14 protein-coding genes and 1 riboswitch are annotated in these 12655 nt (G+C 58.0%); of the genes, 4 read left to right on the top strand and 10 right to left on the bottom strand.

Features of this window, described 5'->3' with window-relative positions:
* Positions 1-4: 4 nt before the first annotated feature.
* Both xsc and pdxR read right to left on the bottom strand, forming a co-directional pair.
* The gene (gene xsc, locus AC2FID_RS17450; RefSeq protein ID WP_058272524.1) at positions 5-1780 is read right to left on the bottom strand and encodes a sulfoacetaldehyde acetyltransferase; all 1776 of its coding nucleotides are present in this window, start codon (positions 1778-1780) and stop codon (positions 5-7) included.
* A gap of 124 nt (positions 1781-1904) precedes the next feature.
* On the bottom strand, positions 1905-3365 hold the full coding sequence (pdxR, locus tag AC2FID_RS17445; RefSeq protein ID WP_058272523.1) for a MocR-like pyridoxine biosynthesis transcription factor PdxR: 1461 nt from the start codon (positions 3363-3365) through the stop codon (positions 1905-1907).
* A 134-nt stretch (positions 3366-3499) separates the two neighbouring features.
* Between pdxR and AC2FID_RS17440 the strand changes: the two genes are divergently transcribed.
* Positions 3500-3808 (top strand): ArsR/SmtB family transcription factor, encoded by a 309-nt coding sequence (locus tag AC2FID_RS17440; protein WP_108861160.1) that lies wholly within the window; start codon positions 3500-3502, stop codon positions 3806-3808.
* Entirely contained in the window at positions 3801-4829 is a 1029-nt protein-coding gene (locus tag AC2FID_RS17435; RefSeq protein ID WP_496837947.1) for a permease, read from the top strand. The genes AC2FID_RS17440 and AC2FID_RS17435 overlap by 8 nt, the downstream gene beginning before the upstream one ends.
* A gap of 38 nt (positions 4830-4867) precedes the next feature.
* Here AC2FID_RS17435 and AC2FID_RS17430 read toward each other — a convergent pair whose 3' ends face one another.
* Entirely contained in the window at positions 4868-5257 is a 390-nt protein-coding gene (locus AC2FID_RS17430; RefSeq protein WP_108861162.1) for a hypothetical protein, read from the bottom strand.
* A 51-nt stretch (positions 5258-5308) separates the two neighbouring features.
* A complete protein-coding gene (locus tag AC2FID_RS17425; protein WP_108861163.1) occupies positions 5309-6070 on the bottom strand; it encodes a DUF1013 domain-containing protein in 762 nt (253 codons plus the stop codon).
* A gap of 128 nt (positions 6071-6198) precedes the next feature.
* Here AC2FID_RS17425 and AC2FID_RS17420 point away from each other — a divergent pair, with 128 nt between their 5' ends.
* The gene (locus AC2FID_RS17420) at positions 6199-6840 is read left to right on the top strand and encodes a ribonuclease T2 family protein (RefSeq protein WP_496726606.1); all 642 of its coding nucleotides are present in this window, start codon (positions 6199-6201) and stop codon (positions 6838-6840) included.
* Here the strand turns inward: AC2FID_RS17420 and AC2FID_RS17415 are convergent.
* The 5 genes from AC2FID_RS17415 to AC2FID_RS17395 all read right to left on the bottom strand — a co-directional run bounded on the left by AC2FID_RS17415 (position 6837) and on the right by AC2FID_RS17395 (position 11146).
* Entirely contained in the window at positions 6837-7325 is a 489-nt protein-coding gene (locus AC2FID_RS17415) for a hypothetical protein (RefSeq protein WP_496837945.1), read from the bottom strand. The genes AC2FID_RS17420 and AC2FID_RS17415 overlap by 4 nt on opposite strands.
* Positions 7326-7468: 143 nt before the next feature.
* Entirely contained in the window at positions 7469-7948 is a 480-nt protein-coding gene (locus tag AC2FID_RS17410) for a hypothetical protein (RefSeq protein ID WP_496837943.1), read from the bottom strand.
* A gap of 56 nt (positions 7949-8004) precedes the next feature.
* Positions 8005-8598, bottom strand: a complete 594-nt coding sequence (recR, locus tag AC2FID_RS17405; RefSeq protein ID WP_282170459.1) for a recombination mediator RecR — start codon at positions 8596-8598, stop codon at positions 8005-8007.
* A gap of 64 nt (positions 8599-8662) precedes the next feature.
* Entirely contained in the window at positions 8663-9007 is a 345-nt protein-coding gene (locus AC2FID_RS17400; RefSeq protein WP_108861168.1) for a YbaB/EbfC family nucleoid-associated protein, read from the bottom strand.
* 387 nt (positions 9008-9394) lie between these two features.
* On the bottom strand, positions 9395-11146 hold the full coding sequence (locus AC2FID_RS17395; RefSeq protein WP_282120276.1) for a DNA polymerase III subunit gamma/tau: 1752 nt from the start codon (positions 11144-11146) through the stop codon (positions 9395-9397).
* 157 nt (positions 11147-11303) lie between these two features.
* On the opposite strand from AC2FID_RS17395, the gene AC2FID_RS17390 reads away from it, so the two are divergent.
* Positions 11304-11801: a protein-tyrosine phosphatase family protein gene (locus AC2FID_RS17390; RefSeq protein ID WP_496699325.1), complete on the top strand. Its 498-nt coding sequence runs from the start codon at positions 11304-11306 to the stop codon at positions 11799-11801.
* A 7-nt stretch (positions 11802-11808) separates the two neighbouring features.
* On the opposite strand, the gene AC2FID_RS17385 is transcribed toward AC2FID_RS17390, so the two are convergent.
* The gene (locus AC2FID_RS17385) at positions 11809-12216 is read right to left on the bottom strand and encodes a hypothetical protein (RefSeq protein ID WP_496837941.1); all 408 of its coding nucleotides are present in this window, start codon (positions 12214-12216) and stop codon (positions 11809-11811) included.
* A gap of 84 nt (positions 12217-12300) precedes the next feature.
* Positions 12301-12520, bottom strand: a riboswitch (cobalamin riboswitch).
* Positions 12521-12655 lie beyond the last annotated feature (135 nt).

Raw genomic sequence — 12655 nt, 5'->3', positions numbered from 1 at the left:
GCGATTATGCCCCGGCCGACGTATTCATGTCAGCCGCGTCGATACCGGCAACACGGACCGGCTTTTTCATGGCGTCGCGACGGAAAGGATCGCCCAGTTCCTGGTTGATCATGGCTTCGATCAGAGTGGTGATGCCATTTTTCTGGTCGATGATCGCCTGGTTCAGGGCTGCGGTCAGCTCGTCCTGAGTGCGTGCAACGACGCCTTTCAGACCACATGCGGTTGCGATACCGGCATAAGAGACCTGTTGGTCCAGTTCGGTGCCAACGAAGTTGTCGTCGAACCACAGGGTCGAGTTACGCTTTTCAGCGCCCCACTGGTAGTTGCGGAAAACGATCTGGGTCACGGCGGGCCATTCTTCGCGGCCAATCGCGGTCAGTTCGTTCACAGCGATACCAAATGCGCCGTCACCCGAGAAACCGACAACCGGAACGTCCGGGCAACCAATTTTCGCGCCAACAACGGCAGGCAGGCCGTAACCACAGGGGCCAAACAGGCCAGGTGCCAGGTACTTGCGGCCTTCTTCGAAGGACGGGTACGCGTTACCGATGGCGCAGTTGTTGCCGATATCGGACGAGATGATTGCCTCGGTCGGCAGCGCCGCTTGAATTGCGCGCCATGCCATGCGGGGGCTCATCCAGTCGGGCTTAGCGGCACGTGCACGCTCGTTCCAGGTGGTGCCCGGATCGTCGTTCTCGTGGGTCAGCGAGCTCAGTTCTTGCGCCCAAGCTGATTTGGTGGTGGCGATCAGGTTCTTGCGGTCTTCGCGACCTGCTTCACCGGCGTTGTCGCCCAGACGTTCCAGCAGACCTTCGGCCACTTTCTTGGCGTCGCCGACGATGCCAACGGTCACATCTTTGGTCAGGCCGATACGATCAGGGTTCAGGTCAACCTGAATGATCTTGGCATCGGTCGGCCAGTAGTTGATGCCGTAACCAGGCAAGGTCGAGAACGGGTTCAGACGAGTGCCCAGAGCCAGAACAACGTCCGCTTTGGCGATCAGTTCCATACCGGCTTTCGAACCGTTATAGCCCAACGGGCCAGCAAACAGCGGGTGCGAGCCGGGGAAGGCGTCGTTGTGCTGATAGCCAACGCAGACCGGTGCGGTCAGACGTTCGGCCAGATCGGCGGACGCAGGGATCGCGCCGGACAGAACAACGCCAGCACCGTTCAGGATGACCGGGAATTTGGCGTCGGACAACAGGGCCGCGGCTTCGTCCAGTGCTTCGTTGCCACCAGCGGTCGCTGCGAATTCGACGATCTTGGGTAGTTCGACGTCGATGACCTGAGTCCACATGTCGCGCGGGATGTTCATCTGAGCAGGTGCTGAAGCACGCTTGGCTTGCAGGATGACGCGGTTCAGAACTTCGGCGACACGGCTGGGGTCACGCAGTTCTTCCTGGTAGGCAACACAGTCCGCAAACATGCGCATCTGTTCCATTTCCTGGAAGCCACCCTGGCCGATGGTCTTGTTGGCTGCCTGCGGAGTGATCAGCAGAACCGGGGTGTGGTTCCAGTATGCGGTTTTAACGGCAGTCACAAAGTTGGTGATGCCGGGGCCGTTCTGCGCGATCATCATCGACATCTTGCCGGTGGCACGGGTGTAGCCGTCCGCCATCATGCCGCCCGAACCTTCGTGGGCGCAGTCCCAGAAATTGATGCCTGCGGCCGGGAAGATATCCGAAATCGGCATCATGGCCGAACCGATGATACCGAACGCATGTTCGATACCGTGCATTTGCAGAACCTTAACAAAGGCCTCTTCAGTGGTCATTTTCATCTGAGTGTTCTCCGCACAATTGAAGAAAGGTTCGGGCACAGCACCCGCCTTTGATACGGTTTTGGCGCAAGGGGCGAAGCGGCGTTAGGGCCAGAACGTTAGGCGGGATATGTCCAGAGTCGTGCTAGGCGGAACGGATGGCATCCGCGATCAGTTTAACGCCCGGCCCGATGCGGTCTCGGCCAATGGACGAGTATCCAAGGCGATAGAAGTTGCGCGGTTGGTGCAACCCATTGAAGAACGAGGCGCCTGGTTCGATGTGCACGCCCTGGCTCTGCAGCTTTTTGGCAAGTTTGGTCGTGTCCACACGATCGGGGGCCGACATCCAAAGCGACGACCCGCCCATGATTCCGCGTCCGGCAACGGTAAGCCCGTACTGTTCGACCGCGCTGTCCAACGCTTCGCGTCGCCGGGCAAGGGTCTTCGACATACGTCGAATCTGAGCATCATAATGGCCTAGGGACAGGAAATAGGCCGCGGTGCGCTGGATATGGCCCGGCGGGTGGCGCAGCACCAAAGAACGCAAAGCACGGGCCTCGCGGATAAAAGGCTCGGATCCGACAATGTAGCCAAGGCGCAATCCGGGAAACAGCGATTTCGAGAAGCTGCCTACATAGATCACCCGTCCGTCGCGATCCATTGACTTGAGGGCCGGGGAGGGAGATCCCAGAAAGGCCATTTCAAACTCGTAATCGTCCTCGACGACCATGGCGTCCAGTTCGCGGGCGCGTTTCAGCAACTCGTGGCGGCGATCGACGGGCATGGTTGCGGTCGTCGGGCTTTGGTGGCTGGGGGTGGTGAAAATTACATCTGTTTCATCCGGCAACGCATCCGGAGTCAGTCCGTCACGGTCAACAGCCAGTGGTGAAACTTTGCAGTCGGAGTGATTTAGCAAATCCCGCAGTGCATAATAGCAAGGGTCTTCAATCACGGCCGTGCGGTTGCGGTTCAACAGGATGCGTGAGGCCAGCCACAGGGCGTTTTGCGCGCCCATAGTGATCAAGATCTCTTCGGGGCGGGCGGCGATTCCACGGCGCGGCAACGTGTGACGGGCGATGAATTCGATCAGCAGCGGATCATCCTGATCCATGTAGTCCCCGGTCAGGGAGGCAAAATCCTTGTGACCCAGTGCACGGACCGCGCAGAGACGCCAATTGGCGTGGTCGAACAATTTCCGATCTGCCTGACCATAGATGAAAGGGTATTTGTAATCGCGCCAATTACTGGGCTTGGGCAGCACGTCCCCGTCCGAGAACCTGCGTGCGAGGGCCGTGTCCCAGTCGACATTTTCATCGCGTTTTTGCACGGGCGAATACTTGGGTGGCACGGGCGCGTTTTGCGACACGAAATACCCCGACCGGCCTTTGGCAGTCAGGTAGTCATTGGCCAGTAGTTCAGTATACGCCAGTGTCACCGTGATCCGGCTAACACCCAGATGCGCCGCCAGTTTACGAGACGAGGGCAGCTTTTCCCCAACGTGAAACCGGCCAGACAAGATGCCTTCGGCAATCATCTGTTGGATCTGCGCCTGCAGTGTGCCCTGTCCGTTCAATTCCAGAAAGAATGTGTCGACCGATATTCCCATAGCGCCTTATAGGGTGGACTTAAGGTGAGGGCAATCTGGACTTAATCTCGTCTCGAGAATTCGTGAACAAGGCGCTTGACGAAAAAGAACGACTCACCTAAATAACTAGAAATCTAGTTTAATGGAGAAATCAGATGTGGGAAACAGCTGCAGCAGGATTCTCGGCCATGGGCTCTGAAGCGCGACTGAAGGTTCTCAAGACATTGGTTCGGGCTGGTGAGGCTGGGTTGACCGTTGGGGAAATCCAGAACCGCACAGGCATTGCCCCTTCGACATTGGCCCATCACCTGCGGTTCCTCGCGGCCGGCGGGGTCGTCGAGCAAGAGAAAATCGGGCGCGCCACCATCAACCGCGCAAATTACGAAGAATTGAGAGACCTCGCGCAGTTCATTCTTAGCGAATGCTGCGCGGACGAAGTGGGAAAGGCTGCGAACGATGGCTGAGCTGACACAAAACCCAAAGGCACCGGCAAAGGTGGCCGTTGATCTGATCAAAACCCCATGGGCGGTGATCGTGGCCATTTTGGCGCTTGTGGCCGTCCTTGACCCCGGCAATTGGGGAGAGGTTGTAACCTTTGCGGGCAAAGCCCTTGCACATACCGGCCAGTATATTCTGTTCGCCGTCTTGCTGCTGTCTTACCTCAAGGCGACCGGTGCCGAAGTGATGGTTGCGCGCGCCTTTGAGGGGCGCGAAACGCGGATGATCTTTTTGGCCGCAGTCTTCGGCGGTCTCGCACCGTTCTGTTCTTGCGAAGTCATTCCGTTCATTGCTGGTCTGCTGGCGCTTGGTGCGCCATTGTCGGCTGTCATGGCGTTCTGGCTCAGCTCGCCACTGATTGACCCACCGACCTTGTTGATCACGGCAGGCGCATTGGGTTGGCCATTTGCAATCGGCAAGGCCATTGCAGCGGTCGCATTGGGTCTGTTTGGAGGCTTTGCCGTCCGTGCCCTGATGCGAGGCGGCGCGTTTGCCCAGCCTCTGCGCGAATACAAACCGGCTGGCTGCGGATGCGGACCTAAACAGGAGGACAAACCTGTCTGGAAGTTCTGGAAGGTACCCGAGCGTCGTCAGCGCTTCCGGTCCGAGTTCATTCACAACAGCTTGTTCCTGCTTAAATGGTTGGCTCTGGCCTATGTGCTTGAGGCGTTGTTGGTCAGCTATGTGCCGGCCGATCTGATCGCGCGCGTTGTCGGCGGTGACGGTGTTGTACCCATTGTCATTGCCGCGTTGGTCGGGATGCCCGCTTACTTGAACTCCTACGTCGCGCCGCCGCTGCTGGCTGGCCTGATGGAACAAGGGATGAGCGCAGGGGCCGCGATGTCCTTCATGGTCGCGGGTGCCGTCAGTTCGATCCCGGCAATGGCCGCGGTCTGGTCATTGGTCAAACCACGGGTCTTTGCGACCTATCTGGGGCTGGGGATCACTGGGGCCATCACCGCTGGCATTCTGTTCCAGATGATCTGAAACCAAAGCCGCCCGGTGTTCTTACCGGGCGGCTTTACTTATCCTGCTTCGCAGTGGCGCGGCAGTTTGAACCGATACCGAGCCTCGCCACTGTCCACGTACACACGTTTTTCGATGCATGCCGTGGTGCCAACGGTTTGTGAGACCGGAGCGTCGGTCGAAGTGACCGAGGTCGCAGACCCGTCCGGCAGTCGGACCGAAGCAATGACGCCGTTCTTGAGGTCCCCGTTGATGGGTGTCGCTGACAAGACGTTGACGGTCATGAATGCCTCATGCTCGTGCTCGCCGCTGTCGTTGAAGATCAGCAAACCAGCAGCGACGGCAACAAGACCAACACCGCCTGCCACGGGCAAACCCCAGGTCTTCAGGAAGGCATAGATCGAAACGGCGCGATGCGGTCCAAATAGTTTGGAAAGAACGTTCAGCATGGTTTTCTCGTAAAAAAGCCCCGGTCCGTTCAGGCCGGGGCTGTCTGTGCTTTAGGGGCGCGGATCGTCTTCGTCTTCGTCGTCGGCACCGCCTTTGGGCAGGTTGAAGAAGCTGTCCGCGTCGAGGATTGGTTCTTCTTCTTTCTCTTCCGCAGGCTCGTCCGACAGCGAGAAGGTTTCCAGACCTTCGATGGCAGTCGGGATCTTCGGCGCCGCGTCCATTTCCAGCGACTGTTCGGTCGAGACCAGCTTGCGGCGCTCGTCATCGCTCATGACGCCACCTTCGGCAGCTTTCTTTGCTGCGGCTTTCTGCACGATCGCGTCCAACTCGGACTGTTTGCACAGGCCCAGGGCAACGGGGTCAATCGGCTGCATGTTGGAAATGTTCCAGTGGGTCCGTTCACGGATCGACTGGATGGTCGGTTTGGTGGTGCCCACCAGCTTGGCGATCTGACCGTCGCTGAGTTCAGGGTGGAACTTGACCAGCCACAGGATCGAGTTCGGACGGTCCTGACGCTTGGACAGCGGGGTATAGCGCGGACCGCGGCGCTTTTCTTCGCCGCTTGCGGCAGGGTTGAACTTGAGCTTCAGTTTGTGCAGCGGGTTGTTCTGCGCGGTATCGATCTCGTCCTGGGTCAGCTGGTTGTTGGCGATGGGGTCAAAGCCTTTCACGCCAGCGGCCACATCGCCGTCTGCGATGCCCTGCACCTCAAGCTCGTGCATGCCTACGAAATCCGCGATCTGCTTGAAGCTGATCGTGGTGTTGTCCACCAGCCATACGGCTGTTGCCTTGGCCATAAGCGGTTTTGCCATCAGCCCGTCTCCTATAAATACATCTTTCCCGTCGCCGGAATTCGGCGGCCCCTTTTTTGGGGCAGGTTTCCGTTGTCGGGGAACTTGGTCCGTATATAGTCGCGCCAAGGCAAGAAGGGAAGAGGCGAATGCGCTGGGTTGTTTTGGGGCTGGTTTCGTGGATTTTCGGTGCAATGGCGGCGCTGGGCGATGGCGAAAAAGCGGGCGAGTTTGACTACTACGTCTTGTCGCTTAGCTGGTCGCCAAACTGGTGCGCCCGCGAAGGCGATGCGCGCGGATCGGATCAATGCGACACCCGGCATGACCATGGCTGGATCCTGCATGGTCTGTGGCCTCAGTACCATCAGGGCTGGCCCGCCTTCTGCCGCACGCCCGAGGCACCGCCATCGCGCGCTATGTCACGCAAAATGACGGATATTCAGGGCAGTTCCGGTCTGGCGTGGCATCAGTGGAAAAAGCACGGGACCTGCTCGGGCCTCAGCGCGTCCGACTATTATGCGCTGTCCCGGCAGGCGTATGAGGCGGTTGAGCGTCCTCAGGTATTCCGCAAGCTGGACGCCTCGGTCAAACTGCCTGCATCAGTCGTGGAGGAAGCCTTTCTGAAAGCCAACCCCGGCCTTGAGCGCGACATGATCACTGTGACCTGCAAGCAGGGCTATATAGAAGAGGTCCGCCTGTGCCTGTCGCGCGACCTTGAACCCGTGCCTTGTGGGCGAGACGTGATCCGAGATTGCACCGCCAAAGACGCCCTGTTTGATCCGATTCGCTAGAGTTTCTTGTTCTGGCAGTCGCGCGCATATTCCAGCGCCTTGGCCGTGCCTTTCAGATCAATCGCCATGACCACCTCACCCGCCGGGTTATAGACGGTCATGGTTTTGTTCTGGGCAATCGCATCCACGAAGCTTCGGTCTGTGAAAAACACCGTTGCACCTGGCACGTCGCGCTGATTGAAGCCGATGGCAGCGGCGTCATAGCTTTTGCCGTCCAGATCGAACCGGATCGGATAGCTCTCACCTTGCCTAATGTCGCCCCACGCCTTGTTGTAGACGGCGAAATAGCCGCGATTGTTCAGCGCATCATAGCCCAGCCGCACGACCGAGAGGTCCTGATACACCGTCTGGATCAGACACCCGTTCCCAAGCGCAGGGTCCATCATGATGTTCCAGCCTTCGACAAAGCCCTTGTCGACGAGTTCTTGCGACAGGGCAGAAGTGGCGGTGAAGGCGGCGAATGTGAAGGCGAGAAGGCGTGTCATTGGTTCGTTCCTGCAAATCAGATCTAATGGGAAAGCCCTGGCAAAGCCGTAAGGGCAACGAACAATCTACAATACTACTTGTTTACATGTAACCTGGCGGTCCACATTCTGGACATCACGTTAGTTCATGATTTTTTTTTGCGTCAATGGCAGCTTTCGGAAGTCGCCATTCCTGCGTCACCGTTTGGCATTGCGGCAATGTCTTCCGCATAGCAGGCTAGGCTTTTGCCGTTTGTGCCGCCGCGGGAATAGAAGATAAAATGAACAAGGGAGCCATCTCGTTTTTGTGATTGTACGTAGAATCTTGTCGCGTTTGGTGGGGCGCTTCGAACTGTCTCTAAAATGAATGGAAGTGCTCCATCAAAATAGAGTTTGATATCGCCCCAATCTTCCAACAGAAACGCAACGAAGTCTGCATCTTCTATCTCTTCGGGCCTCGCATTCGGGTCGAACATAGGGTTGCTAAGTGCGATTTCATTGTAAAACTTATCTAGTTTGTGTTTATCCAATTCGGACAGCACCATTAGTTTTAGTTTATTCGAATTTTTGGCGGTTGCTGTCCCGGCCAAGCTTTGGACGACAATCATTGCTGCCAGTATTATCAGATAGAGTTTTTGCTTCATAAACACCCTCAAAATAAGAATATCCCCAACTAGTGTAACAAGCGGCGCGAGAAGGACTAAATTTCCTTCCTGGCCCGCAACGCCGCAGTAATCGTCCCGTCATCCAGATAATCCAGCTCACCCCCAATCGGAACACCCTGCGCCAGTGAGGTCAGGCGGACCTGTCCCTCGAGCTGATCGGCGATGTAGTGGGCGGTGGTTTGTCCATCGACGGTGGCGTTCAGGGCCAGAATGACCTCAGAAATCCCTTCGGCCATCACTCGATCCTTTAGACGGGGGATGCGAAGCTCGTCCGGGCCGATGCCGTCCAAGGCAGACAGCGTGCCGCCCAGGACGTGATAGCGACCCTTGAAAACTGCAGCGCGTTCCATCGCCCAGAGGTCGGCGACGTCTTCGACCACGCACAACTCTCCGGTCGCGCGATCCTCGCTATCGCAGATGTCGCAGATATCGGTGGTGCCCACGTTGCCGCAATTCAGGCATTCGCGGGCGGTGGCGGCCACCTGCTGCATTACGTCCGACAGGGGCGTCAGCAGCAGGGTGCGTTTTCGGATCAGGTGCAGCACCGCGCGGCGAGCCGAACGGGGGCCGAGGCCCGGCAGTTTGGCCATCAGGTCGATCAGATTGTCGATATCGCTGTTCGAACTCACGGCGTGCGCTCCTGCAAAAGGGCCGGGCAGTTGTGCCCGGCCTTTGGGTCGTCAGGAGTGTCTATCAGAACGGCAGCTTGATGTCTGCGGGCAGACCCATGCTTTCGGTCAGCCTTGCCATCTCTGCCTGAGAGCGCTCGGCCGCTTTGGTTTGCGCGTCCTTGATAGCGGCCAGAATCAGATCTTCGACAACTTCCTTATCGTCGCCATTGAAAATCGACGGATCGATGTCCAGACCCTTCAGCTCGCCTTTTGCTGTGGCGGTGGCCTTCACCAGCCCTGCACCGGATTCGCCTACAACCATCAGGTTGTTCAGCTCTTCCTGCATGTCCGTCATCTTGGTCTGCAAATCCTGTGCGGATTTCATCATCTTGGCCATATCGCCCAGACCGCCGAGTCCTTTGAGCATTTACTGTCTCCTAAATTGTGATCGCCTTAGGCGAACATATACAGCGTAAAGTGTTATCGACGCACATAGCGCAATTGTCAGCCCTATGAATAGGGTGGAATGACCGATGCACCCGATGTCTGCCGCCGTTCTACGCGAGTCATCCATCATGTCGTCGACAAAAATGTGAGCCGCCCAAATTGCCCAAGCGAAGGACGTAGCCAATGCGATCCATGGGTTTCCGCGCCAGATTGCTATAGCAGACAACACCAGCAAGACCATGGATACCGGATGCAAGGTGAGAGCAACTGCTTCGACCAATTCGCTAACCGGTTCGCCATCCCAGCCAGGGTTAAATACTTCGCATGCTTCGTAGTAGACCGCATCGATGTGTGCAAAGTGCAGCTGTTAATCCTCCTCGAACGGGTCCCATTCGTCTTCGACCTCAGGCAGGGCTTCGGTTTCGACCTTGGCGGCGCGTTCTTCCGGGGTTTCGATCCGCTTGATGCGCGCTTTTGGAAACTGCATCAGAACGGCTTGAACCAGTGGGTGTTGTTCGGCCTGCGCTTTCAACGCCAGATCAGCCGCGTCTCGTACCTCGGCGATTGTTGCTGCGTCCCCGTCGGCCACAATTGAGACGGCCCATCGGTTTCCGGTCCAGCGTTGCAAGGCCGAACCAAGCCTTTGCGCCAGATCGGTCGGCGCTTTGTCCGTCGGCGTGAACTCGATTCGTCCCGGGGAATACGAGACGAGACGCACGCCGTTTTCGACCTCAACCAACAGTTTTACATCCCGGTTCGTGCGGATCAGTTCGACCACGTATTCGAAGGTTGGATAGTGTGCCAGCGCGGTCTGGACGTCCTGGGCAAGCGCTGCGGTGGGCGCCCCTGCAGGCCCGCGTTGCGCCGAGAGATGCGCAGAGGACGTCGCCTGTGCAGGTGCATGAGTTGGCACAGCCACACCACCGCCAGGTCCCCCGCTTGGTGGGGGTGGAGGCGCATCCTGTAGTCGTTTGATAAGCTCTTCGGGGCTTGGCAAATCGGCCACATGGGTCAGACGAATGATTGCCATTTCGGCGGCCATCATCGCGTTGGGTGCTGCAGAGACCTCCTCCAGCGCTTTCAGCAACATCTGCCACATGCGTGTCAACACCCGCATCTGCAGCGCCTCGGCCATCTGTTGACCCCGTGCGCGTTCATCCGGTGAGACGGTGGGGTCATCGGCGGCATCGGGAGTGATTTTGACCACGGAAACCCAATGGGTGATCTCGGCCAGATCGCGCAGAACAGCCAGCGGATCGGCCCCTTCGGCATACTGGCCGCTCAACTCAGTCAATGCCCCAGCCGCATCGCCACGCAAAATCATGTCCATCAGATCCAGAACGCGCCCCCGATCTGCAAGGCCCAACATTGCCCGAACCTGATCGGCGCTTGTTTCCCCTGCACCATGTGAGATCGCCTGATCCAACAGCGATGTTGCATCGCGCGCAGAGCCTTCGGCCGCGCGCGTGATCAAAGCAAGCGCGTCTTCTGCGATCTGCGCATTCTCAGCCGCTGCGATCTTGTTGAGAAGGCCAATCATGTCTTCGGGTTCGATTCGGCGCAGGTCAAACCGCTGACAGCGGGACAGTACGGTCACCGGCACCTTGCGAATTTCGGTCGTCGCAAAGATGAACTTCACATGCTCGGGCGGTTCCTCGAGCGTTTTGAGCAGCGCATTGAAGGCGCTGGTCGACAGCATGTGAACTTCGTCGATGATGTAAATCTTATAACGCGCACTGGCGGCACGATATCGGACACTGTCGATAATCTCGCGAATGTCGTTCACACCGGTCCGGCTGGCGGCGTCCATCTCCATCACGTCGACATGGCGTCCTTCCATGATGGCAACGCAATGCTCGCACTGACCACAAGGTTCGGTCGTTGGTTTGCCTTCACCATCGGGACCGATGCAGTTCATACCTTTGGCGATAATCCGGGCGGTGGTGGTTTTGCCGGTGCCGCGAATACCGGTCATGATAAAGGCCTGCGCGATCCGATCCGCTTCGAACGCGTTTTTCAGCGTGCGCACCATTGCGTCCTGTCCAACCAGATCTGCAAAGGTTTCAGGGCGGTACTTGCGGGCAAGAACCTGATAGGCGGGGCTGGGCGTTTCGGTCATGTCTGCTCTGTCAGATTCGTGTCAGAAATGCAGCGTAGAGACCCGGGCCGCCCGCGTCCACAGCAGGCTTTGTGGAATTTCGGTTTGGACCGCGTCTGTAAGCGGGATAAACCGGCTGTCAAAATTTGGTGGGCCGGTGGCAGTAGGAGCATAAGCTTTGGCAAAATTTGCAATCTACGCGCTGCCTGTTGGCTCAGGCACCATGGCGCTGTCCCCTTTGCCTGGCGGCGGCGGTGGGTATGTGGACGATTTGAGGGTGATACAGGACTGGAACCCCGATCTGGTGATTTCAATGACCACCGAGGCCGAGATGCAGCAGATCGGCGCAGGCGGTTTTGGTCGAGACGTTCAAAGCAGGTCCGCTACCTGGGTGCATCTTCCGGTCGAGGATTTTGGCACGCCGCCCCTGCCAATCGAAACTCTTTGGCCCCAAGCCAGCGCAGCCGCCCGGCAGGTTCTGTCCGACGGTGGACGCGTGCTGGTGCATTGCCGGGGCGGTTGTGGGCGGTCGGGGATGGTCGCGCTGAGGCTCATGGTGGAAAGCGGTGAAGATCCAAACCACGCGCTAAACCGGCTGCGCTTGGCCCGACCATGTGCGGTGGAAACGGATGAGCAGATGGCTTGGGCCATGAAACCGGCCCAGAGCGATCGGTGAACTAGGATCAGACCGTGGCTTGTTGAACAACCTGATGCGATGGACGCGGTGCAAGGGCCGATGCCTGAAGCATGGCGCAAGGCAAGGCCGCCAAAACACCAGCAGGCAGAGTGGAAAAGTCAGGGTCGAACATCATATCGGCGTATTCGTCCAGTGTGTCGGCTGAGTCGCCCGTGTTTGCTCCGCAATAGACCCTGATCCGGGCCGGGCTGGCGCGAAACCGTGCGGTGCAGCCCTCATCGCAATGGGTCAGTTCGCTGGAGCCGTCCACCTCAAATCCGCTGGTCGTCATCGGTTGTGCTGTTGCCATCGCCTCGGCCAAGGCTCGAGCCATTTGGGCCAATGCGGGGCAGGTTTTCCCCGTTTTCTGGCACAGTGTGGCGGTGAACTCGTGGGTCGTTGTCTTCCAGATCATAATGCGCCCTCCGCGCGGTGAACGGGGGACGTGGAACAGGGAACTCAGCGCACTGAAGACCTGCCCGGACACCCCGCCCGAGTTTCGGTTTTTACTTTGATGGCAGGTCTCCTGACTTGCGGGTCATTGCTTTGCCGACCTTCCCAGCCTTTCGGCCAGTGGTATTTCGGCATTGCTTACCGCTTACAGTTGCGGGGGCAGTCGCGGCCTTGGTCCGTTCCGGCATTGCCGGGCTGGACCGCACCGAGTTCCCTTTTCATCCCGCCCCAATATAAGGACGAGAACCATCACCTCATCGCTAGCGGTTGTAGGTGGCTTGAGTCAAGCGGGCTGTTTCCCACCGTTCAAGTGGACGCTTGGTCACTTTGAAAATCTGTTGACTCTAGTCGCGCAAAAGCGCCGATATGCCATATGTGAACCGAATAGTTCAGATGCTTGC

It is taken from the genome of Ruegeria sp. CDSC068 (assembly GCF_059610545.1).
The sequence above is the reverse complement of the archived record's forward strand: the minus strand, read 5'-3'. Positions and strand labels throughout refer to the sequence as shown.